This window comes from Peribacillus sp. NPDC097198, assembly GCF_044762055.1.
In the GTDB taxonomy this organism is placed as follows: domain Bacteria; phylum Bacillota; class Bacilli; order Bacillales; family DSM-1321; genus Peribacillus.
In genome coordinates, this window is record NZ_JBIWDO010000010.1 from 68,853 (window position 1) to 92,015 (window position 23,163).

General features: G+C 41.7%; 19 protein-coding genes. 14 read left to right on the top strand and 5 right to left on the bottom strand.

Features of this window, described 5'->3' with window-relative positions:
* Positions 1–21: 21 nt before the first annotated feature.
* From ACIQXQ_RS16780 to ACIQXQ_RS16795, 4 genes are all read left to right on the top strand, one after another.
* Positions 22–1,656: a PEP-utilizing enzyme gene (locus tag ACIQXQ_RS16780; protein WP_402958994.1), complete on the top strand. Its 1,635-nt coding sequence runs from the start codon at positions 22–24 to the stop codon at positions 1,654–1,656.
* The gene (locus tag ACIQXQ_RS16785) at positions 1,640–2,977 is read left to right on the top strand and encodes an MFS transporter (RefSeq protein ID WP_402958996.1); all 1,338 of its coding nucleotides are present in this window, start codon (positions 1,640–1,642) and stop codon (positions 2,975–2,977) included. Before ACIQXQ_RS16780 ends, ACIQXQ_RS16785 begins: the two co-directional genes overlap by 17 nt.
* Positions 2,978–3,900: 923 nt before the next feature.
* Positions 3,901–4,218: a PadR family transcriptional regulator gene (locus ACIQXQ_RS16790; RefSeq protein ID WP_402871689.1), complete on the top strand. Its 318-nt coding sequence runs from the start codon at positions 3,901–3,903 to the stop codon at positions 4,216–4,218.
* Complete coding sequence (locus ACIQXQ_RS16795; protein WP_402958998.1) at positions 4,215–4,754, top strand: DUF2812 domain-containing protein; 540 nt, start codon at positions 4,215–4,217, stop codon at positions 4,752–4,754. Before ACIQXQ_RS16790 ends, ACIQXQ_RS16795 begins: the two co-directional genes overlap by 4 nt.
* A gap of 111 nt (positions 4,755–4,865) precedes the next feature.
* Here the strand turns inward: ACIQXQ_RS16795 and ACIQXQ_RS16800 are convergent, their stop codons facing one another.
* Positions 4,866–6,008: a YhgE/Pip domain-containing protein gene (locus ACIQXQ_RS16800; protein ID WP_402959000.1), complete on the bottom strand. Its 1,143-nt coding sequence runs from the start codon at positions 6,006–6,008 to the stop codon at positions 4,866–4,868.
* Positions 6,009–6,137: 129 nt separating this feature from the next.
* On the opposite strand from ACIQXQ_RS16800, the gene ACIQXQ_RS16805 reads away from it, so the two are divergent.
* Positions 6,138–6,725 carry a TetR/AcrR family transcriptional regulator gene (locus ACIQXQ_RS16805; RefSeq protein ID WP_402959002.1) on the top strand — a complete coding sequence of 196 codons (588 nt, stop codon included), beginning with the start codon at positions 6,138–6,140 and terminating at the stop codon, positions 6,723–6,725.
* Between the two features lie 213 nt (positions 6,726–6,938).
* Here ACIQXQ_RS16805 and ACIQXQ_RS16810 read toward each other — a convergent pair whose 3' ends face one another.
* The gene (locus ACIQXQ_RS16810) at positions 6,939–7,943 is read right to left on the bottom strand and encodes a DJ-1/PfpI family protein (protein WP_402959004.1); all 1,005 of its coding nucleotides are present in this window, start codon (positions 7,941–7,943) and stop codon (positions 6,939–6,941) included.
* Between the two features lie 33 nt (positions 7,944–7,976).
* Entirely contained in the window at positions 7,977–8,183 is a 207-nt protein-coding gene (locus ACIQXQ_RS16815) for a hypothetical protein (RefSeq protein WP_402959006.1), read from the bottom strand.
* Positions 8,184–8,413: 230 nt separating this feature from the next.
* Between ACIQXQ_RS16815 and ACIQXQ_RS16820 the strand changes: the two genes are divergently transcribed.
* The gene (locus ACIQXQ_RS16820; protein WP_402959008.1) at positions 8,414–9,100 is read left to right on the top strand and encodes a response regulator transcription factor; all 687 of its coding nucleotides are present in this window, start codon (positions 8,414–8,416) and stop codon (positions 9,098–9,100) included.
* 1 nt (position 9,101) lies between these two features.
* On the top strand, positions 9,102–10,421 hold the full coding sequence (locus ACIQXQ_RS16825) for a sensor histidine kinase (RefSeq protein WP_402959010.1): 1,320 nt from the start codon (positions 9,102–9,104) through the stop codon (positions 10,419–10,421).
* A 102-nt stretch (positions 10,422–10,523) separates the two neighbouring features.
* Here the strand turns inward: ACIQXQ_RS16825 and ACIQXQ_RS16830 are convergent, their stop codons facing one another.
* Positions 10,524–11,423, bottom strand: a complete 900-nt coding sequence (locus tag ACIQXQ_RS16830; protein ID WP_402959068.1) for a 3-hydroxyacyl-CoA dehydrogenase — start codon at positions 11,421–11,423, stop codon at positions 10,524–10,526.
* Positions 11,424–11,738: 315 nt separating this feature from the next.
* Between ACIQXQ_RS16830 and ACIQXQ_RS16835 the strand changes: the two genes are divergently transcribed.
* From ACIQXQ_RS16835 to ACIQXQ_RS16855, 5 genes are all read left to right on the top strand, one after another.
* Positions 11,739–12,524 carry an SDR family oxidoreductase gene (locus tag ACIQXQ_RS16835; protein WP_402959012.1) on the top strand — a complete coding sequence of 262 codons (786 nt, stop codon included), beginning with the start codon at positions 11,739–11,741 and terminating at the stop codon, positions 12,522–12,524.
* 252 nt (positions 12,525–12,776) lie between these two features.
* Entirely contained in the window at positions 12,777–14,009 is a 1,233-nt protein-coding gene (locus tag ACIQXQ_RS16840) for a cytochrome P450 (protein ID WP_402959014.1), read from the top strand.
* Positions 14,010–14,325: 316 nt separating this feature from the next.
* On the top strand, positions 14,326–15,051 hold the full coding sequence (locus ACIQXQ_RS16845; RefSeq protein WP_402871658.1) for a 3-ketoacyl-ACP reductase: 726 nt from the start codon (positions 14,326–14,328) through the stop codon (positions 15,049–15,051).
* A 450-nt stretch (positions 15,052–15,501) separates the two neighbouring features.
* Positions 15,502–17,163 (top strand): catalase, encoded by a 1,662-nt coding sequence (locus ACIQXQ_RS16850; protein WP_402871656.1) that lies wholly within the window; start codon positions 15,502–15,504, stop codon positions 17,161–17,163.
* Positions 17,164–17,382: 219 nt separating this feature from the next.
* The gene (locus ACIQXQ_RS16855; RefSeq protein ID WP_402959016.1) at positions 17,383–17,892 is read left to right on the top strand and encodes a YfiT family bacillithiol transferase; all 510 of its coding nucleotides are present in this window, start codon (positions 17,383–17,385) and stop codon (positions 17,890–17,892) included.
* 76 nt (positions 17,893–17,968) lie between these two features.
* On the opposite strand, the gene ACIQXQ_RS16860 is transcribed toward ACIQXQ_RS16855, so the two are convergent.
* A complete protein-coding gene (locus tag ACIQXQ_RS16860) occupies positions 17,969–19,390 on the bottom strand; it encodes a glycoside hydrolase family 18 protein (RefSeq protein WP_402959018.1) in 1,422 nt (473 codons plus the stop codon).
* Between the two features lie 240 nt (positions 19,391–19,630).
* Between ACIQXQ_RS16860 and ACIQXQ_RS16865 the strand changes: the two genes are divergently transcribed.
* Both ACIQXQ_RS16865 and ACIQXQ_RS16870 read left to right on the top strand, forming a co-directional pair.
* A complete protein-coding gene (locus tag ACIQXQ_RS16865; RefSeq protein WP_402959020.1) occupies positions 19,631–21,094 on the top strand; it encodes a protein adenylyltransferase SelO in 1,464 nt (487 codons plus the stop codon).
* A 386-nt stretch (positions 21,095–21,480) separates the two neighbouring features.
* Positions 21,481–23,094 (top strand): Ig-like domain-containing protein, encoded by a 1,614-nt coding sequence (locus ACIQXQ_RS16870; protein ID WP_402959022.1) that lies wholly within the window; start codon positions 21,481–21,483, stop codon positions 23,092–23,094.
* Positions 23,095–23,163 lie beyond the last annotated feature (69 nt).

Consider the following 23,163-nt stretch of genomic DNA (forward strand, 5'->3'; position numbering starts at 1 on the left):
ATCAAGGAGAGTGCGAAAAATATGTTGAATATTGAAAATTTCCGAAAAGAATTAATGCTGAACGAAGAAGATAAACAAAATGGATTTTGGTTTCTAGATGAATTGCATTTACCCGGTTCTTTAACTCCCCTGTTTGCGTCTTATATGGCACCAGCCGTTACAGAAGGGACAAAAAAGGCTTATGAAACATTGAAACTTCCCATCCATCAATTCCAAATTAAAATTTCTGATTCTCACTATTATCAGAATACCGTTTCCTATCAAGGGGATATTGGAAAACGGTTGGAAGAAAATGCAACGGCTATAGAAGCATTGTTGCCAAACTTAAGTGATATATTCTGGAATTATATGAATCAAGAGTTAATCCCGTACTTTAACACACTGGACCAATATCGTAAAAATAGCTTTACTTTGGCAGAGGCAAGGGGAATCCTTATAGAATTATTTGAATTTTTTAAACGCGCCTGGGAGATTCATTTTGAGGTTGTTATGCCTAGAGGTTCTGTTGGGTTACTTTTAGAAGATGCCTATAAGAATTTAACGGGTGACACGAATACGACTTATGTGTATGACCTTCTTGAAGGTGTGATGAACAAATCATTAGAGACGGATCGAGTTTTATGGAAGCTTGCGAAGGTGGCTATGGCGTCACCTGAAGTGTCGAACTGTTTTACTTCCATTCCTAATGAAGATTTAGTGACGGAGCTTACAGCATCTCCTGCAGGCCAAACTTTCCTGGACCAAGTTCAAGATACGTTAGAAATTTATGGGTGGCGCATCGCGAATTCCCATGAGTTTTCTGATGAAACATGGGTGGAGAATCCTGAATATGCCTTAGCTGTCATTTCGGAATATATGAAGAAAGACTTCGATTTTGATGAAGAATTTGCACGTGTTGTAGCGGAACGCGAACATAAAGTATCCGCTTTGTTAGAGAAGTACCCGGAGAGTGAAGTAAAAGCAAGGTTCAAGCAGATCCATGACTGGGCGTTAGCCTATTGGGGTGTTGATGAAGATCATCACTTCTACATTGATGCCATGCTTCCGGCTAAAGCTCGAATGGTATTACTGGAAGTAGGAGCACTCTTAGTTGAAGCAAAAGCAATCGAAGAGAAACAGGATATTTTCTTTTTATACCTGGATGAGTTAGTGGAGTTAGTAAATAGCCCAATGGATATAACCACCAAAATTGTTGAGCGCAAGGCTGTACATGAACAAAATTCAAAGAAAGAGATTCCTCAGACATACGGTGTGCCCCCACAAGAGGAAGCGGCGCCTGTCATCGAAAGAATCTTTGGAACAAGAGCGGCGGAAGTGGATGAACAAGAACAAAGCTTTAAAGGATATGCAGCCTCAAAAGGAGTCCATACGGGTACGGTGAAAATCGTTCGGGATCAGAATGATTTTTCTAAAGTTCAGAAGGGGGATGTACTCGTTTGTAAAACAACACTCCCACCATGGACCGTGCTATTTTCTATATCCGGAGCTGTTGTCACGGATGCAGGTGGGATCCTGTCCCACGCCGGAACGGTTGCCCGTGAATACAAGCTTCCAGCTGTTTTAGGTACAAAAGTGGCAACGCAGATGTTACAAGATGGTGATATCGTACGTGTGGATGGAACAAATGGAGTCGTGTACATTGTTAAAGAAAAGTAACAATATTCCTTTGCTTGCGATATTAACGGGGGCTTTTCTAGTCCCGTTGAATTCTACAATGATAACGATAGGTTTATCTACGATCATGGACGCCTTTCAGACGAATGTAGCAAATGTCTCCTGGATTGTGACGGTGTATCTCATTATCATGATCGTAGCCCAACCAATAGCAGGAAAACTCGGGGATATGTATGGAACACGCAAATTGTTCTTACTCGGCTTGCTTTTATTTCTAGTGGCTTCGTTAGTATGTGTCTATGCACCTAATTTACTGGTATTGATCATTGGTAGAGGCATTCAAGCATTGGGTGGGGCCTTGATTACGCCTAATGGAACGGCGATCATTCGCTTTATCACACCTAAGTCAAAGTTAACCAAGGCATTCGGTGTGTTTGGGTTTGCGATGTCCATTGGGGCGGCACTCGGCCCACTTCTTGGTGCTTTCCTGATTGGAGCTTGGGGATGGCAGTCCACCTTTTGGATAAACATTCCCTTTACGGTTTTGTCCTTCCTTATTGCCTATAAATACCTACCGAATATCGAACCGAAAAGCCATACCCGATTAGATATTCAAGGGTCCATTCTATTAGGTACATTCTTAACGGTCCTTGTCCTGATTGTGACAAATGAATGGTACACCAATGTTTGGCTTTGGTTGATTTTCTTCCTATCTTTCGTTCTATTCGTATATAGAGAGAAGCGATATGGCCATCCAATCATTGATTTTTCACTGTTTAAAGACGCTAGTTTTACAAGTGCAAATCTATCGATCCTACTGAACAATGCCATCATGTATTGCACCATTTTAATAATGCCGATGATGCTAGAAAGAGATGTCGGATACTCTATCGGTTCGATAGGACTTCTTTTGTTTGTATTCTCGTTAGCTATCTCGATCGCATCATGGCTAGGTGGATATGTAGAAGGCAAGATTGGAAAGGGTAGGACCGTTGGAATATCTTTTGGCCTATTAATTCTGGCATTAGGATTATATGTTATCCTTCCAACGATTGATACATTAGTCTTTGCTGGTTTGATTTTATTTCTAGGTGGAATTGGCTCGGGATTGGGCGTTCCTTCCATGCAAGCGGCGTCTCTTGAATCCGTTGCGAAGGAATTAACAGGGGTAGCTTCCGGTATTTATTCCATGTTTCGCTACTTCGGTTCAATAGCCGCATCGGTCATTATCAGCCTACAAATTCATTACTCAGTGACTATGTATATTTTGATTGCATTTTCGATATTAGGCTTGATTGTATCGAAAGGCATGTTCATCCGTGTGAAAAAAGAAGAAAAGAATGCAAACACACACATCTCATAGCTTTTTGCTGTGTTCAGAAAGTAGACAAACCTGAAAATCGGTTTGTCTACTTTTTTTATGGTTTGTACCATATGGACGTTGATTCCCACTCCAGGGACTCGCTTTCCGCGGGCGGTCCGCGAGCCTCCTCGGCTTACGTCTGCGGGTTCTCTTGTAGATGTGCGTTTCCCGCAGGAGTCTCGTACCTTTCGTTCCAATCACCTATGTTTTACCTCAAAGATTAAACCCTATTTTCCTAAAGTGATGAATGTTGAATATGAGGACGTAGATTTCCACTCCAGGCACTCGCTTTCCGCGGGCGGTCCGCGAGCCTCCTCGGCTAACGCCTGCGGGGTCTCTCGCAGACACGCGTTTCCCGCAGGAGTCTCGTGTCTTCTGCTCAATCAACTATGTTTTACCTCATAAATCGAACCCTGTTTTCCTAAAGTCATGAATGAATAGGAGGACGTAGATTTCCACTCCAGGCACTCGCTTTCCGCGGGCGGTCCGTGAGCCTCCTCGGCTAACGCCTGCGGGGTCTCTCGTAGACGCGCGTTTCCCGCAGGAGTCTCGTGCCTTCCGTTCCAATCAACTATTTGTCACCTCATAGATCGACCCCTGTTTACCTAAGTCGTGAATGAATAGGAGGACGTAGATTTCCACTCCAGGCACTCGCTTTCCGCGGGCGGTCCGCGAGCCTCCTTGGCTTACTCCTGCGGTGTCTCCCGTAGACGCGCGTTTCCCGCAGGAGTCTCGTGCCTTCCGTTCCACTCAACTATTTGTTACCTCATAGATATAATCCTTATCCCTGACCTGAATCTTAAACGCACGCTCCTTATCCAGAAACAAAAACTAAATATGTATATCATTGACAGTTATATCGGCCGCTGATACAATAAGTGTATCAACAGTCGATATAACGTTAGACGATAGGTGGGGGAATGATGGAAGATAAGGCTCCTTTGACAGAGGGTGTTTATTACATCCTTTTATCTTTATATGAACCAAGGCATGGCTATGGGATTATGCAATTTGTTTCCGAACTTAGCGATGGTCGTGTTGAGCTTGGTCCTGGAACGATTTATGGTGCGATTAAGACATTGGTTAAGCGAAAGTGGATTGTTGCTTTAGATGAGGATGGACGAAAAAAGGAATATGTTATTACGGATGCTGGGAAGCTGATGGTGGAAAATGAAATGAAACGTCTCCATGAGTTGTATCATAACGGTTTGCTCATTACGAAAGGGGAGAACCAGCTGTGAAGAAAGTAAGGTATCGCTTTTACTTGGATTACGAAAAAGAAGAAAAGTGGATTAATGAGATGGCTGCGCACGGTTGGCACCTAAAGAAGTTTTCGTTGGGGCGGTTCACCTTTAAAAAGGGAGAGCCTGGTGCATTCCTTTACCGCAATGAGTTTATCATGGGAAAGTCAAAAAGTGAGATGAAGGATTATTTTGACTTGCTTAAAGACAGTGGGATTACCATTATTCATGAATTTGGTGGCTGGGTGTACATGAAAAAGGTAGCATCTGAAGGTCCGTTTGAACTATATACAGATACACAATCAAGGATCGATTATTATAAGCGCATGTTGAATATTTTTCTTTTACTCTTTTTTATAAATGTCTGGTCGGGTATTGTGAACGTAGGTATTTTAGGGGAACAATCACTGCCGGAATTTCTTAACTCAGCTGTTGGTATTCTTAACATTGCCGTAGCGTTGCTGATCGCCATTCCCATTATAAAAATCATTCAGCGGAAAAGGGCATTGAAGAAAAGCCAGCAGTTTTTTGAATGAGCTAACACATCCATTGAATTCAAGGAGAAAGTAAAAAAGGTCTGAGTCCGATGAAATATCGAACTCAGACCTAACCATTTAAATAAAGGGATTGCTTCACAAGTTCTTGGTTTAGTCGTTTTGTTTAGGTGCTGGTTTGAAAATAGACAGCAGGTAAATCACTAAACCGACAATACCGATTCCTGCAATCGTGATGAACGAACCACCAGTGTAGAAGCCACTACCGAAGTAGAAGATTTCACGTAATCCTTCAGACGCAAAGCGGATTGGAACCCAAGGGCGTATGAAGTTCACGAAGAAATCGGGTAGCATTTCTAGTGGTGTCATTAATACACCCATACCTAGAAGCATGACAACCATGAATAACGTGATGGCTGGTTTACCGATCCATGCCGTAATGGCTGATACTAATAGGAAGAAACAGAATGCTGCAAACGATACGAAGAATGCAACTAGTAAGTAACTTGGCATGTTAATACCGGCGATGGACGCTAATGTCGAAACTGTAAAGCCAGAGAATAGGGCGATGATCACGCCGAATAATACTTGACCACCCATTAAGCGTAATGTTTGTTTGCGTGTTAAGTTTTCTTTCTTAGTGATGTTTGATATGGCTAAGAATAGGATGAAACCGCCGATTAAGGCACCTACCCAAGCAGGTACGGCCATTAATGTTGGTGCACTACCATTCGCCGTTGAGGCTGTGATTTCATTAAACACTTTTTCTTCGGAAACGATTGGGTTTACTAATACAGCTGCTTGGGCTGCATCAATTTGTTGACCATCCATTTGCTTGATAAAGTTCGTAGAATATTGATTATTTAATTGCGTAACTAAGCCGCTTAATGCAGTTTTCGCAAAGTTAGCACCCGTCATGTTATACCCTTGGTTAATATAAATTTTCAACTGTGCTGATTTGTTATTCTTCACGGCATTTTGTAAGCTATCGTTATAGCCTTCAGGAATGACCAATGCGGCATAGTACTGTTTATCATCGAATAGATCTTCAATATTTTCTTCTTTTTCCTTTGTAAAAGCTAACATCGGCTCTTCGCCATCCGTGCCTTTACTCATTTGTTCAACGGCTGATTGGACAGCGTCTACATGTGTTCCTTCATCATTGACAATAAGGGCAACCGGTAAATTTCTTACTTTCGGATTTCCTTGGGCGAATAAGTTTACTGAAAATAGTGCGATAATTAATATAACCGCGATGGGAGCAGCCCATGCTAATTTATTTTTAAATAGTCTCAATCTATATCATCCTTTCTCAATTTTCAACATGTTGTTCAGTGGTATGTATATATCTTATAGTTTTTAGGACCATATAAGCAATGAACAAAAGTGAACATATTGTTCAATTTTAGGGCGGAGGTGATGATGATGAGCATGTATGCAGAGAAAAATCGAAAAACTAAACAGCTCATTCAAACGTCGTTTATACATATCTTAGAAGAAAAGTCCTTTGATTCCATTACGGTAGGGGACATTACGAAAACGGCACAAATTAACCGTGGAACATTTTATTTGCACTATCAAGATAAGTTCGATTTGCTAGATCGAATCGAACAGCAGTTGTTTGAGGACTTAGGCAATCATATTGATGAATTGCAATCGCGCTATTCATCGACTCATACGTTTGAAAAAGGGCAGGAGCAATTAGCGGCTGCCTTATTTAGCTCCATTAAAATGCATGCGCCCTTATTAAAGATATTTTTAAGCGATCATGGGAGAACAGGTTTCCACCTTCGATTTCGAGATGCCTTTTCCGAAAAAGTGCGTGTTAATTTAGAGAAAAGTGAAAGCTTCCATGCATCCAATTTAAACGTGCCCATGGACTACTTTCTATCTTTCATTACGTCTGCTTTTTTAGGATTGATCGAGCAATGGGTACAAAATGACTTAGATAAAACCCCTCAAGAAATGACCGAATTATATATTGATATCATTTCCTATATTCAAAAGAAATAACCAGATACGAAAGGACAGTTAATTAATAGTAGAAAAAATAAAAAAAAGACATGAGCTCTGAAATTTCATAGAGCTCAAGCCGTTTAGTCATTATCTGAATCCCGCTGTGGATTAATTATGGGAGGGTCCAGTAATAAGAGAAGTAATAGCAAGTACGATATGAAGGAAGCGTTATTCAGGGATATGAACGGTTAGGCTACCTATCACCCCATGTTATCCAACTCGATGTCCAACTAACTTTGATGTAGGGAGCATCCCTGCTTTTGCTTCACCAATCATTTTATTTCCATCTACGTAAACGCTGAAATTCAAATTAAGGCGCATGGGCTTAGACACTTTCATGGACCACTTTAATTGATTCGATTCTAGTACGGGATCGTCCATTGTGACAATATCATCTCCTTGCTTTGCTGTACCTACTAGTTTCCCATTTTGATAGGTTACATGTAATAAAATCGGGATTTTTCCAATAGGAGTGGAGATTGTGGTATCCCAATTGCCTTGGAAGTCATCTCTTGAATCAGTTGGGATAACGGACTCATCACGTGTCACTCCAATATCATTTTCCTGTCGGATTTCTTTCGGTACATTTCCTTCATTTCTCCAAACCGTACCTCTACGTTCGTACTCAAACAGCTGTTCCACCGCGTGGGCTATAAGTGGGCCTAATTCTCGCTCAACCAGGTAGAGGGCAACATCTAGTCCAGAAGTAACGCCACCGCCAGTAACAATATCCCCATCATCTACAATTCGAGCATGAACAGGAATTGCATTCGTAGCACTTAAAAGCCCCATTCCCATGTGATGGGTAACGGCATGCCGACCTTCTAATAAGCCGCTCATGGCCAATATAAGGGAACCACCGCAAACTGTGGATAGCAATATATCTGGATTTCCGATGGCTTGTTTTAATAATTGTCTCAAGTTAGTTTCAGATGCTTGCTGGAGCCTAACTGGTATCGATTCGGCTCCAGTATCATGAACAGAACCAGAGCTACCCGGAATAAGAATGATTCCTTTACGAGTTACGTCAAGTTTCCCACTTGCTTCAATCTGTAAACCATTCACTCCACTTGTCACCATTCGTTCCCCTTCTGCAGAAACGAGTGTTACGGTTAAGTCATCTTTAAAGTACATCCCAGCAGCTGTAAACACTTCATAAGGTGCAATAGCGTCTAATAAATCAAATCCATCAAACAATACAATTTGGATATGCATAATTTTTCCTCCATAACTGAATTTCCTATGTTCCTATTTAGTAAGAAGTTCTTTAAATCTTTGGTATTCGGCCTCTGTCATTTCCCCTTTGCTTACCAGCTTTTTTAGATGGGTAAGTTGATTGGAATCCTTATAACGAGATCGTATGGCGAATATGCGAACGGCTACAAAACAAAATAGTGTAAGACAGAACAATGCACCAAATGGAAAAAATGAATAACTTTGATCTTCAACACCCATTATTAAATCCCCCTCGAAGTTATTAGAATTGTGGAACGAAACATTACAATAGTTGAAGTTTGTTTCACAGTTAAAGAATAACCGTTAAATATCTCAAAAAATGGTATGAAACAATCACAAAATAATCACAATCCATCCTAAAACGTTTCCTTTTTCAAAAAAGTGATAAAATTGAATCAAATTGTAAGGATGGTATATAGGGGAGCCAATTAGAGAGGGGAATTAGATTTGTGAAGGATGTACATACCGTTTTAGTTGTGGACGATGACCATAGCATTGTTGAATTATTGAGGGATTTCTTAATAAATGAGGGATTTCAGGTGAAACTTGCTTATGATACTACTCAGGCGCTTGATGTGGTAAAGCAATGTAGAATTGATTGCCTTGTCCTTGATATCATGATGCCGGGACAAAATGGTTTTGAGTTATGTCGGCAGATTCGTATGAAAAGCAACGTCCCGATTCTTTTTTTGAGTGCGCTTAGTGATGATGTAGACAAGATACGAGGCCTTGCAATTGGAGGAGATGATTATATAGTCAAAACCGCTTCGCCTGGTGAGATTGTTGCAAGAGTGAAGGCGGTATTACGTCGCTCCAGTTCTCAGCAAGAGTTAAAGGGGAAGGTCTTGGATTATGGACGCCTCTCGTTGGATTTATCCACAAGAGAGGTATCTATAGAAGGGCAGCCCATCTCGCTTACACCGAAAGAGTATGATTTACTGCAATTATTCGCGGAACATCCGAAATATGTTTTTACATACGAGCAATTACTCGAAAAGTTTTGGGAAGGGATTGGGGACAAACATACTATTCGTGTCCATCTAAGTCGACTTCGGGAGAAAATTGAAGCGGACCCTAACGAACCGAAATTTATAGTCAATGTATGGGGTATAGGCTATCGTTTCAAAGGAGAATAAAATGAAAACCATTCGAATTCGTCATTTCACTATCCTCTGCCTACTCATTATCCTTACTTTCCCGTGGGTGTTTTATGTAGGTGGGCATATTCTTGAAACAAAGTCATTCAATTTCGGAATGGATGAACCACAACAGGAGAATATGGAAGCGATAACTCACTTGATTGAAACAAATACTGATAAATGGAAAATTCCTGCTTGGCAAGACCAATTAAGCGGGCTTTTAGAGAAAGCAGATATGGGCGTGTCGATACTATCCGGATCTAATCAGGCGATTTTTCAATCGGACTCTGACCGAGGGCCGTCCTCTGCGAGCGTGGAACAGTTTTCAATCATACAGGATGGGCAGGTGCTTGGAAGGGTTGTCATCTATCAAGATCATTCAAAAATGACTCAAATAATTGCAGTCATTTCTGGCCTAATCGTGGCGATTTTGGTCATTACCTATGCAATGCGAAGATATATTCTCATTCCTTTGGAGAAAACGGGTCTATGTGCTCGACAGATTGGAGAGGGAGACCTGGATATCCAGTTACCTTCATCAAGGATTTCAGAAATTGATGAGGTACATGACGGGTTTACTATTATGGTAGATAGTCTAAAAAAATCTTTTCAGAAACAGGATGAATTGGAAGCTGAAAGGAGATTTGTCATTACTGCTGTTGCACATGATTTACGAACGCCTTTGTTTGCTTTGCGTGGTTACCTAGATGGTTTAGAGCAAGGCATTGCTGATACACCTGAAAAGAAAGCAAAGTATTTGGCGGTATGTAAGGAGAAGTCGGCGCAGTTGGATCGATTAGTAGAGGATCTTTTCACGTTTGCTAAGACGGAATACCAAGAAGTGAATCTGCCTGAAAACAGGATTGATCTGTGTCTTGTTCTCAAGAACTCCATAGAAAGTCTGCGCCTGCAGGCTCAGCAAAAGGGGATTTCTATCATGACAAATCATTTAAAAACGGGTTGCTACATCAAGGGTGATTCGCACTTATTGGAACGAGCCCTGAATAACTTGCTAGATAATGCGGTAAGGCATACACCTAGGAATGGAGAAATATTCATTACCTGCAATAGAGAGGATAACCAAGTGATCTTTACGGTACAAGATACAGGGGAGGGGTTCTCTATGGAAGACCTTCCGCGAGTATTTGAACCACTATATCGTGGGGAAGCATCGAGAAATCGCTCAACCGGAGGAGCAGGATTAGGTTTAACGATTTCTCAGCGAATCATTAGACAGCATGGTGGTGAGTTGGTAGTAGGAAATAACCCAGAAGGTGGTGCGATCTTAAATGGTTGGTTACCTTTGGGAAATTCTTAGTGTAGCATGCTTTCCGCAAACAGCTGGAAGGTATATCGAAACAAATCATCCATGAAAAAGCAGAAGGTGCCTAAGCGCCTTCTGCTTTTTCCTTCATGTTCATTAACCTTTTAAGAAATCAGCTTTAGCGAAAGCAGGGTTCGGGTACTTGTAGAAGCCTTCTCCTGCTGCTCTGCCTGTTTTCCCTTTGTCGATGTATTCCGTTTTCAAGAGGTTAGCCAATTTTACGAAATGTGGATCACCTGCTTGAGCCTTGGCATTGGCAATGTTATAGGCGGTGGTGATTCCTACTACGTCCAAGATGGCGAAAGGTCCGAGTGGAGCGCCTGTTGCAATCATCCATGTCTTGTCGATGGTTGCAGGGTCCGCGACTTCATTCAATAGGAGTCCTTGGCCTGCTTCCAAGAACGGAACCAATAAAGAGTTCAAGATATAGCCGGGTTGCTCTTTATGTAATGGGAGGGCAACCATTCCGATCGCTTTTGCGAAATCAATCACTTCATCAAAGAACCGGTCATTTGTCCCAGGGTGCTTCATGACTTCAGCGGTATTGTTTTTCCAGATTTCATTCGCAAAGTGTAAGGCGAGGAACTTCTCGGGACGGCCTGTCGCTTCTGCAAATTGACTTGGCAATAATGTCGAAGAGTTCGTTGCGAAAACGGTTTTTTCGGGCGCCACTCTTCCTAATTCCGTATAAAAATCGGTTTTAATCTGAACGACTTCCGGAATCGCTTCAATCACAAGATCCGCATCCGCTACAGCCTTTGCAAGATCGGAGTGGAAGTTAAGACGGTCAAAAGCCGCATTCAAATCTTCGTCCGATGCCCCTAAATCTGCTTTATAATAAGGCTTCAAGTTCGTGATTCTTTCTTTGGCACGTTCTAAAGCTTCGTCGTTAATGTCATATATCGTTACATTGAATTTTCCTACATAAGCAGTTTGGAAGGCTATCTGACTTCCTAAAACGCCGCTTCCGGCAACTGTGATGTTTTTGTAATTCATCATCGTAAAAACCCCTTTTTCGTTAGTTATCCTCGTTTGTTTAAGCTTTCATGAATGAAATGCAGGGATAGACTTGATGTTTTTAAGTATTCCCGTAAACGACCTTAATAAACGCAAAGACAAATCCGGAAGCATGTCTAAAGTTCTATTTAATTTTAACAAAAAAGGGGAATAAAGTCCTTTTGGAAACCTTGTTATCCCTTTTTTAGACCCTGACTTATTTGTCTTTTGCCCTTGGGAAAAGCGTTATTTTGTTTAGGTCTATAGCAACGGGGAAGAAGAAATAATAGAGAATATCGATAGGAGGAATAGTAGATGACTAAAACGATTTTCATCACGGGAGCAGGCAGTGGGCTTGGAAGAGGAACAGCATTAGGATTAGCGAAGAGAGGGCACCACGTGATTGCGACGACCGAAATCACGTCCCAGAAAACGGATCTAATGCGAGAAGCACAGGAGCAAGGCCTGAATATGGACGTGCTCAAATTGGATATCACGAATGAACGGGACAGGGCTCTGATTGATGTGTATGATTTTGACGTGTTTGTGGCCAATGCTGCTATCAACGAAGGCGGTGCACTAGGGGAAGTGCCGATGGATCGGTTCCGGGCGATTTTCGAAGTGAATGTATTTGCGACACTTGAATCCGTCCAACATGCAGCAAGGAAGCTGGTCAAAAAAGGAAGCGGGAAAATCGTGTTCTTGAGTTCGATGGCCGGAATTATCACGACCCCATTCGGAGGTCCATATGCGACAACCAAAAATGCCATCGAGGGTATGGCGTTAACCTTGAAGGATGAGCTTGAGCCATTTGGGGTGCAGGTGGCGACCATAAATCCGGGTGCCTATAATACGGGCTTCAACGACAGGGCTGCAGAGGAGAAATGGAAGTGGTTCGATGAGGAACGCAACTTTACACGGAAGGAAGATATGGAGAAACAGGATGCGGGATTAAAGAACCAACTTGATCCGGAAGACATGATCGAGAAGATGATTGAAATCATCCCGGCCGACCACCATAAATTCCGTACAGCCTATCCGGAAAAAACGGAAAAACAGATGAAGCAAACCGAGCAGGATCGTTGGGACATGGAGATTTGATGAAACGACTAAAAAGCACTCATTTTGAGCCATTCAAAATGAGTGCTTTTTTTATGTGGTCTTTAGGCACGCATGTACCGCCACATAGAAGAGACCTACTACCTACAAAAAAACCAAAGGTATTCAAATGTGGGTTTCATGCCCTATTACTTATTGCTTTTTTCAAAATACTCTGTTTAGAGTAAGCTGAACATACGTGCAAATGTAGAAGGCAGAGAATCTTTAGATGTTTTGAAGGAGGAATATGACTTAATGAACAAAGAAGTGATTCCTATTAAAGAAATTACGAATTTTCAGTCACGTGCTGATGAGTTTTTCCCGATTGAATGGTACAAAGAAATGCTTCACGATCATCCTGTCTATTTCCATGAGGGAACGAATACGTGGAATGTGTTTAAATATGAACATGTTAAACAGGTGTTAAGTAACTATAAGGTTTTTTCAAGTGAAGGGCCTAGAAGTGCTATTTTCGTTGGAGCGGGTAAGAAGGCAGAAAAACCTTCTTCCATAACGAATCTTACATTGGTGGATCCACCTGCACATCGGAAGAGCCGCTCCTTGTTAGCAGCCGCTTTCACCCCGCGCAGTTTGAAAGAATGGGAACCTCGTATTCACCAAATTATTAGCGACCTTGTAGATGACATTCCAGCTGACTCAACGGTCGATATTATAAAAACATTCTCTGGCCCTTTACCTGCTTTGGTTATCGCGGATTTATTCGGGGTGCCGATTCAAGATCAACACCAGTTCAAAGAATGGGTGGATATCCTGTTCCAACCTTATGACGAAGCAAGGTTGGAAGATATCATGCGTAAAAAGGAACAGGCGGCAAAGGAATATTTCCAATACCTATATCCGATTGTCGTTCAGAAACGTTCGAATCTGTCAGATGATATTATCTGTGACTTAATCCGGGCAGAAGTGGATGGGGAAAGGTTTACGGATGAAGAGATCGTGCAGGCGACGATGCTCCTATTAGGCGCGGGTGTCGAAACGACTAGCCATGCGATCGCGAATTCTTTCTATTCATTACTTTATGATGATCCGTCAATCTATGGAGAACTCCGGAATGAGCCTGAATTGATTCCGAATGCAGTCGAGGAAATGCTACGGTATCGGTTCCACAGCTCCAGACGAGATCGTACGGTTAAAGAAGATAATGATTTATTAGGGGTTCCGTTAAAAAAAGGGGATACCGTCATCGCTTGGATGAGCGGCTGCAATCTGGATGGAGATATGTTTGAAGATCCTTTCAAAATAGACATCCGCCGTCCAAATAATAAGAAGCATTTGACCTTCGGAAGCGGGCCACATTTCTGTTTAGGTGCACCGCTTGCACGATTGGAAATGAAATTGGCTTTGGAGCTTTTCACAAAGAAATTCTCTCGTATCGAACCTGTCGAAGGGTTTGATTTAGAACAAAACTTAACCGAATCCGCTACGGGACAGTCCTTAACATATTTACCGGTCAAGGTCTATAAGTAAGAGAGGAAAGTACAATACTTTAGGAGCATCAGAATACTTCTGATGTTCTTTTTTTCATGATTTTTAGCTGGAGAATCAACTATCAGAAAACTTCTTTAATGCTGTTCATGTGCTAAAAATAGTCATGAATAATTCCTTTAAATTATTTGCATAGCAAGAGAGCATTAAGAATATAAAACAAAGTTTACGAAAACCTAATCAAGAAAATACTTATAGATAGATTCTGCAAAAGACCAAGCAGGCTTTTAGGAATATCCAATCCAAAATAGTATAATAGAACGTATATGAAAGTTGATTTAGAAAGGGGCTAACTATTATGGCACAATCATTAAAAAATAAAGTAGCAATTGTTACCGGTGGGGCAAGAGGAATCGGGAAGGCAACGGCTATCGCACTAGCTAAAGAAGGAGTAAACGTCGGTTTACTTGCAAGAACAGAGGCAACTCTAAAAGAGGCGGCTACCGAAATTGAAGGGTTAGGCGTTAAAGTGGCCTATGCAGCGGCTGATGTTTCATCAAAGGAACAAGTGGAAGCAGCGATTGAATCTTTAACAAAAGAGTTGGGGAATGCTGATATTCTAATTAATAGCGCGGGTATCGGAACATTCGGTACGGTTATGGAAATGGATCCAGAAGAATGGAAACAAATCATTGATACAAACTTAATGGGCACCTATTATGTAACACATGCTGTACTGCCTCAATTAATCGAGAAAAATGGTGGGGACATCATCAATGTGTCTTCCACAAATGGATTGAGTGGAGCCGCTACATCAAGTGCATACAGTGCATCCAAGTTTGCCGTGATTGGTTTTACAGAATCCTTGGCACAAGAAGTTCGCCGCAACAATATTCGCGTGTCTGCTTTGACACCAAGTACGGTGGCAACAGATCTTGCGCTTGACCTAAGCTTAATTAAGGAAAATAACGATACAAAATTCATCCAACCTGAAGATATTGCAGAATTCATCGTGGACCAATTAAAGATCAATCCACGTATGTATGTCAAAACAGCAAGCTTCATCGCAACGAACCCATTTTAATGCCGTTTATTTTCAATAAATAAAGAACTAAAAGAGTTAGTTATCCAAAAGGATAATTGACTCTTTTTTTGTTATGAAGGCATCTAAGTTAATGAGAATAATTTCTGGTTTTCTGGAGAAATTTATCCATTATAGGTTTTCTTTTTTCAAAACGAAGGTATAGAAGAAGTATTGTCTAATTAGTTAGTAAACGACTTTTAAGAAATTAAGGGACGGCCCCTAATAGATAGATGAGCGGTTATCTAGTAATCCTCACTACTGATAATATATGATATTTATTGAGAAAGAAAAATGTAATTCATTTTACGTGCATTCTTTACGTGCATACCCTATAATGGTTTTGTATTGATTATAATAATTATCATTTAATATTTAATATAAATGATAACTCCCCTTATAAACTGGAATACTAGTGAAGTAAGGGCCACTATTTTTAAGGAGGTTTTCATTTTGGCAGAGAACAAAGATATGAATGCTCCAAAAGGACAGGATCAAGAAAAAGATGTGAAACGCGATACGTTGACCACGCGTCAAGGTCACCCTGTGACGGATAACCAGAATATCCGAACAGTAGGTAATCGCGGTCCCGCTACACTTGAGAATTATCATTTCATCGAAAAGATTTCCCACTTTGACCGGGAGGAAGTGCCGGAGCGTGTGGTTCACGCACGTGGTGCTGGAGCATTTGGCTATTTTGAAGCATATGGAAAAGTCGGAGATGAACCTCCAGAAAAATATACACGGGCGAAAGTATTTTCGGGTGCTGGGAAGCGAACACCACTCATGGTCCGTTTCTCTACCGTGGCAGGATCGAAGGATTCGCCAGAAACAGCACGGGATCCACGCGGTTTTGCCGTGAAAATGTATACGGAAGATGGTAACTGGGATCTTGTCGGTAACAACCTGAAAATTTTCTTTATCCGTGATGCGATGAAGTTCCCTGATATGATTCATGCTTTCAAGGTGGATCCAGCATCGAACGTGGCGAATCCTGAGCAGATGTTCGACTTTGTTTCCCGTTCACCTGAAGCTACGCATATGATTACATTCCTATTTTCTCCATGGGGCATTCCAGCTACATACCGCCATATGCAGGGTTCTGGAGTGAATACTTATAAATGGGTGAATGACAAAGGCGAAGCTGTGCTTGTAAAGTATCATTGGGAGCCTAAGCAAGGCATCCGCAACTTAACCCAAGAAGAAGCAGACGCTATTCAAGCGAAGACCGTCGCCCATGCGACACAGGATTTATATGAATCCATCGAGCGTGGAGAATATCCGGAATGGGAACTCTATGTACAAATCATGGAGGATGACTACCATCCAGAACTTGATTTCGATCCACTTGATGATACAAAACTTTGGCCGGAAGATAAATTCCCATGGTTGCCAGTCGGTCGTATGGTTCTTGATCGCAATCCGGTGGACTACCATGCGGAAATCGAGCAGGCAGCTTTCGGTACAGGGGTCCTTGTCGACGGAATGGATTTCTCCGATGATAAAATGCTCCAGGGCCGTACGTTCTCCTACTCTGATACACAACGCTATCGTGTAGGTCCGAACTATCTGAAATTGCCTGTGAATGCTCCGAAAGTGCCTGTCCGCACGAATCAGCATCGCGGCCAAATGGATATTCGTGATCCGAAAGAGAATGGTGAAAATCCATCTATTAACTATGAACCATCGATGATCGGCGGGTACAAGGAAGCTAGCAAAGAAGAGCGTCCACAACACCGTCCGAGCTATAATGCGGCGGTAATGAGCGAGCCGATTGACCGTCCTAATAACTATGGTCAAGCGGGCGAAACATATCGCAGCTTTGAGGACTGGGAACGTGATGAATTAATCAACAACCTATCCAATGCACTTGCAATATGTGACAAACGTATTCAAGATGCCATGGTTGAGCACTTTACACAAGCCGATGAAGAATATGGCCGCCGTGTGAAGGAAGGCATCGAAATGAAAATGAAAGAAATCAAGGAAAAACAGGAAGAAGGCAAGATTCCAGGCCGTGAATCAGGTAAGTCAAAATATGGCCAAGGTACATTAGCGGCAAATGAAGCGACTAAAGATGCCGTGAAGAAAAGCCACGAAGCCGATCCTTATTAAGAGGCAATAAAACAAAGCAGCTGTCCCAAAGTCGGTGAAAACTGACGGGCGGGCAGCTTTTTTTTAGTCTTTGGTTAAAGAGTTCTTGTTATTTCGGTGTCCCCTTTATTGGTACCAATAAATGTCGGAAATTGGATAAAATATGTTAAAATATAAGGGGATTATAATCTCCTGATCAATATGTAAAAGAAATAACGAATAGGGAAATGGGGAATGAAAATGGATGTGAGATTTCCAATTGGGGAATTACAAGTACCTGAACAAGTAACACTAGAAAACATTCAAGAATGGTTAAAGAATATCGAAACATACACCATTCAATTAAGAGAAACTGTTGACTCATTAAGTGATGAGGAATTAAAGAAAACATATCGTGAGGGTAGCTGGAATGTTCGTCAGCTTGTTCATCACATTGCAGATTCCCAGTTGAACATGTATCAACGTTTGAAGCTGGCTTTGACAGATGAGAACCCAACGGTACCAGGTTTTGACCAGGAAAAATGGGCCATTCAACCGGACACTGAACTTCCAATAGAAAGTTCCATTAAAATGCTAGAAGGGATAAATGAGCGTATCGTTGCTTTAGGGCATAGTTTAACCGAAGAGCAAGTACGTCGGACTTTCACTCACCAGGAAAATGGTGAAATAACAGTGGCAAAAAAAATCGCAAAATTAGCTTGGCACGAAAAGCACCACTTAGCCCATATAAAAATCGCCTTATCGAAATAACAATTGGATGGGATCGGCTTATCGAAAGTCGATAAGCCATTTTTTTAAACGGGTATCCTCGAAAGGTTGTAGCAAATCAGCTAAATGTCTTCAATTTCTTGATTGAAAAATTGTCCTCTAATAAAGCCCAGTTTTGGGGGTAAGGGAAACCTAGTGCCCAGTAGCTGATACCGCGGAGCTTATATTGCTTTGCGAGTTCAAACTTGGCTTGCGCGCTCCGTGCATCTTCAAACCATACTTCATGCGTTTTCCCTTTTTCGTCTGTATAGCGGAAAAAGGGTGATTGGGCGACCGGATCATATTGAATGGGTGCTCCGTGCTTAACGGCCCTCCTTACGGCTTCTTGTGGGCTGAATGTCTCCGCTTCCTGGCCTTTAACATGTGGGAGGAGCCAATCCCGTGCATATATTTGGAACCCTAAAAAGATCTTTTCTGCAGGAATCACCGTCAAGGCATACTCCACGACTTTCCTCATTTGGTCGAGGGGAGAGATGGCTTGAGGGGGACCCATCCGATATCCCCATTCATACGTCATGAGCACGACGAAATCGACAATCCGTCCATGCGCTTCATAATCATGTGCTTCATATAATACACCAGCTTGCTCTTCGCTCGTCTTGGGCGCAAGGGCAGTGGAAACCAAATAGCCTCTAGCATGAAGACGCTCAACGGCCAGTTGCAGGAATCGGTTGTAATCCTCGCGATTCTCGGGCAATACATTTTCAAAATCGATGTTTAGTGCGGCATAGCCTTTGTCATCCATCACTTCAAGCACATTCCGAATGACCTTTTCCCTTAATGAAGAGTTGGACAAAATGACTTGGGCTAGGTTGGATCCGGCTTCCGTTGAAGTGAAGTTCGTAATCGACATCATGGGGACGATGCCTTTTGAAATCGCGGCGTCGACCATATCTTCATCATTCAGTCCTTCTAATGTGCCATCTTCCTTGATTTTATACGCAAAAGGGCTAAGGTAAGTAAGTAGTTGGCCGATATCTTGGATGGATTGGACGGCTGCATCACTTGATTGATAGGTATAAGCATTCACTTCTATCGCTCGTTTCGACCTTGGGATGATGAGGTTCATTCCTACATAAATCGTGTTTGGGTCTTCGATTTGATTGACACTCAAGATGGCCTGAACGGTCGTGCCATACCAAACGGAAATGTCCCATAACGTTTGTCCCGACTGAACGACGTGTGTAATGGGCGGGATATATAGAACACTGCCTTGGTAAAGTACGTTTGGATCGGTAAGTTGATTGGCTTGCATGAGTGCTTGAATGGTCAGTCCGTATTGCTGGGCAATCGACCATAAGGTTTCTCCGGCTTCAACGATGTGAGAGGTCCCGATGTGAGGAATAACCAATGACTGGCCAAGCGTTAATTGGCTTGGGTCGGATAATGCATTTAATTTAACAATTGAATCGATTGTTACTCCATAGCGGTTTGCAATTTTCCATAACGAATCGCCACTGCTTACTACATAGATAATCAACAGAACTCCCCCTTAAGTCATTTCATTCATGCATTCTATGTAATAGCAGTTTAAATGTGTATTTACCTATGGAGTTTTTCAAACGCGATTGCTTAAAAAGGGTCATCTTGATGTGGAAGCGGTATAATAAATGGGCATATGCAGACATTAAAAACGTGCATAAGGACCATGCAAATGACTATTTTTGTTTTAAATATGAGGAAAAACCAGTACAGACATGACTAAAGAAAAGGGGATTCTATGACAAAAAATAATGAATCAGGATGGAACTTCGAAAATAGCTATGCTGGACTTCCAAAAGCTCTTTTCACCCTTACCGACCCGACTCCAGTAAGTGCACCTGAATTGATCATTCTCAATGAAAAGCTGGCTGCTACTTTAGGGTTGTCCGCGAAAGAATTAGAAAGCGATGAGGGTGTGGAAGTACTTGCTGGAAACGAGATTCCTGAAGGAGCCTTGCCTCTTTCCCAAGCATACGCGGGTCACCAATTCGGTCATTTCACGATGCTAGGTGACGGGCGAGCGGTGCTCTTGGGTGAGCAGATTACGCCAGAGGGGGAAAGGATGGACATCCAGCTTAAAGGTCCAGGAAGAACACCCTATTCACGCGGGGGGGATGGACGCGCGGCACTGGGTCCGATGTTACGTGAATACATCATCAGTGAAGCCATGCATGCGCTGGGAATTTCCACATCTCGTAGTTTGGCTGTAGTGAAGACAGGCGACCCGGTCTATCGGGAAACTGTGCTACCAGGTGCGGTTTTAACGCGAGTGGCTGCCAGCCATCTTCGTGTCGGAACTTTTCAATATGTTGCTAAGTGGAGGACAATCGAGGAAATGCAGGCCCTTGTCGACTATACCATCAAGCGTCATTTTCCAGAGGTGGAAGCTACTGAAAACCGAGCTCAATCGATGCTAAGGGAGGTCATCAAACGACAGGCCAAGCTTATTTCAAAATGGCAGTTGGTTGGCTTCATACATGGGGTGATGAACACCGACAATATGACCATCAGCGGAGAAAGCATCGATTACGGCCCATGTGCCTTCATGGATGCCTATGATCCGGAAACGGTATTCAGCTCCATTGACGTTCAAGGCCGCTATGCCTATGGAAATCAGCCGTACATTGCTGCTTGGAACCTAGCCCGATTGGCGGAAAGCCTACTGCCACTGTTGCATGATGATCAGGAACAGGCCATTCAACTGGCGCAGGATGAGATCTCGGAATTCAATAAGTTATATCATTCATATTGGTTCAAGGGCATGAGGGCGAAGTTGGGCATCTTTGATGAAGAGGCAGAGGATGAAGCGCTGATCGAAGGACTCCTCGACATGATGAAGAAGCATCGGGCAGACTATACGAACACCTTCCGTGCCTTAACGTTTGAAACAAAAGGGGACGCAGCCCTTTTCGATTCTCCGGAGTTTGACGAGTGGAAAAGACTGTGGCAGGAGCGAGTAGGGCGTCAACAGGAATCGAAAGACTCTTCGAAGAAACTGATGCAAGAAAGTAATCCTGCGGTGATTCCACGAAACCATCGGGTGGAAGAAGCATTGGATGCTGCGGTTAAAAAAGGCGATTACAGTGTGATGGAACGACTTCTGGAAGTACTCTCACACCCATACGCGCATACGAGAGATCAGGAAGCATACGCAACAGTACCTGAATCATGCGGCCCGTACCAGACTTTTTGTGGTACTTAATGAAAAAAATAACTCGAAAAGATGATTCCTATTGGAGTCATCTTTTTTTCTATAGGTATTCGGGTTGAAGAAGAATCGACCTCTGTTAAAAACTTTTTGGATACATTATCCTATCATTTTAGAATAAAATATCTTGAATTGTTACTTTTGGTATATGGGTGACGTATAAAACTTTAGAAAATTAATAGATTTATAAGGCAAAGTATTTATTAAAGTGATAGATTTAACTTTGGATATAATTTATCGAATAATCTAATCAAGGTAATTTCGTAGTGTGAAAGTCTTTTCGATGAAATAGAGCACTTTTATATTATAATTTTGTGTTAAGAAAGTTGTTTGATGATGATTAGTCGTGAATAATGAAAAATTGAAAGAAGGTTTTGTATTTGAAAAGAAATATTTGGGTAAAAGTTATTTTCATGCTGATGTTAGCGTTATCGGTATCATTAGGCAGTACAGCTCAAGCGGAAAACACAGATTCATTAGTTGAGGAGATTGTGGCTCCTCAAAGCATTACACTAAACAAATCAACTGTATCAATCAAGTTAAATAAAACGGCTCAGTTAACAGCGACTGTAAACCCCGCTGATGCTACTGATCAAAGCATAAACTGGACTAGTGCAAACCCTAAAATTGCAGTAGTAGATGTAAATGGAAAAATTAAAGCGGTTAATGCAGGTACTACAACTATTACTGCTACTGCAAATGGCAATCCATCTATTAAGAAAAGTATTACAGTAACTGTAATAAAAGTGCCAACAAGTTTGAAGTTGAGCAAAGCATCTTTAAATATCACAAAGAAACAAACAGTAAAAGTAACGGCGACCGTTGCTCCATCGGATGCTACAAATAAAACAGTTGTATGGAAAAGCTCCAACACTAAGGTGGCAAAAGTAGATTCAAAAGGTACTATCAAAGGAATCGCGAACGGTTCTGCTACCATTACGGCGACCGCAAAAGATAATAGTGACGTTGTGAAACAAGTAAAGGTGAAGGTCTCTACAAAAACTGTAAAAGTAAATAAAACAAGCTTAACTGTAACAGCAGGTAAAGCAGGACAGCTTACCGCAACGGTTTCCCCATCCGATAGTATGGATAAAACAGTGAAATGGACAACCTCGAATAAAAAAATCGCAACGGTTAGCAGCAAAGGTAAGGTTACGGGCAAAGCGAAAGGAACCGCAACCATTACAGCAAATGTTAAAGATGCTAAAGCGGTTAAGGTGAAAGTAACGGTTAAATCACCAATTGTGGCAAAGTCTGTAAAGGTAAATAAGACTTCAGCTACCATCGTTCAAGGAAAGACATTAACCTTATCTGCAACAGTGAGCCCAAGTAATGCGGTAAACAAAACAGTGAAATGGTCGACTTCCAATAAAAAAGTTGCAACTGTCAGTAGTAAAGGGAAAGTCAAAGGCGTTGGTGTAGGGACAGTAAAAATTACCGCTACCACTACAAACGGCAAAAAGACTTCGGCAACGATCAAAGTGAAAGCGAAACCCTACGTGAAAAACTTAAGTGCCGGTACTTGGAAAGCAGGCAAGGATATTAAAGCAGGGCGATACAAGATCACGACAAATTCAGGAAGTGGAAACTTAGTTATTGGTATGGGCACAGATCGCTTTATAAATGAGGTCTTAACTAGTGAATATGATGATTTTGGAGTAAGAGTAGTTACAACGGATATAAAAGCTGGAGATAAAATTAAAATAAGTGGTTTGGACAGTGTAAAGTTTACACGTGTATCGAACGTTAAATCCAATACACTACATGCGGGATATTGGACAGTAGGTAAGGATATAAATGCCGGAAAATATAAAATGGTTACATCAGACGGAACAGGGAATTTAATCATTAAAAGAGGTAATAGCCTACTTGTAAACGAAATTCTCACAAGTGAATCTGATGGTTTTGGAGTTAAAAGTGTAACCAATACACTTAAATCTGGAGATCGTATTTATATTTCTGGTTTGAAAAAGGTTGTTTTTAAGAAAAAATAAATAAAATTGAACGAGATTTTCTAAGAAATAATCCAGTTGTTGATTGCAACTGGATTATTTTATACATGT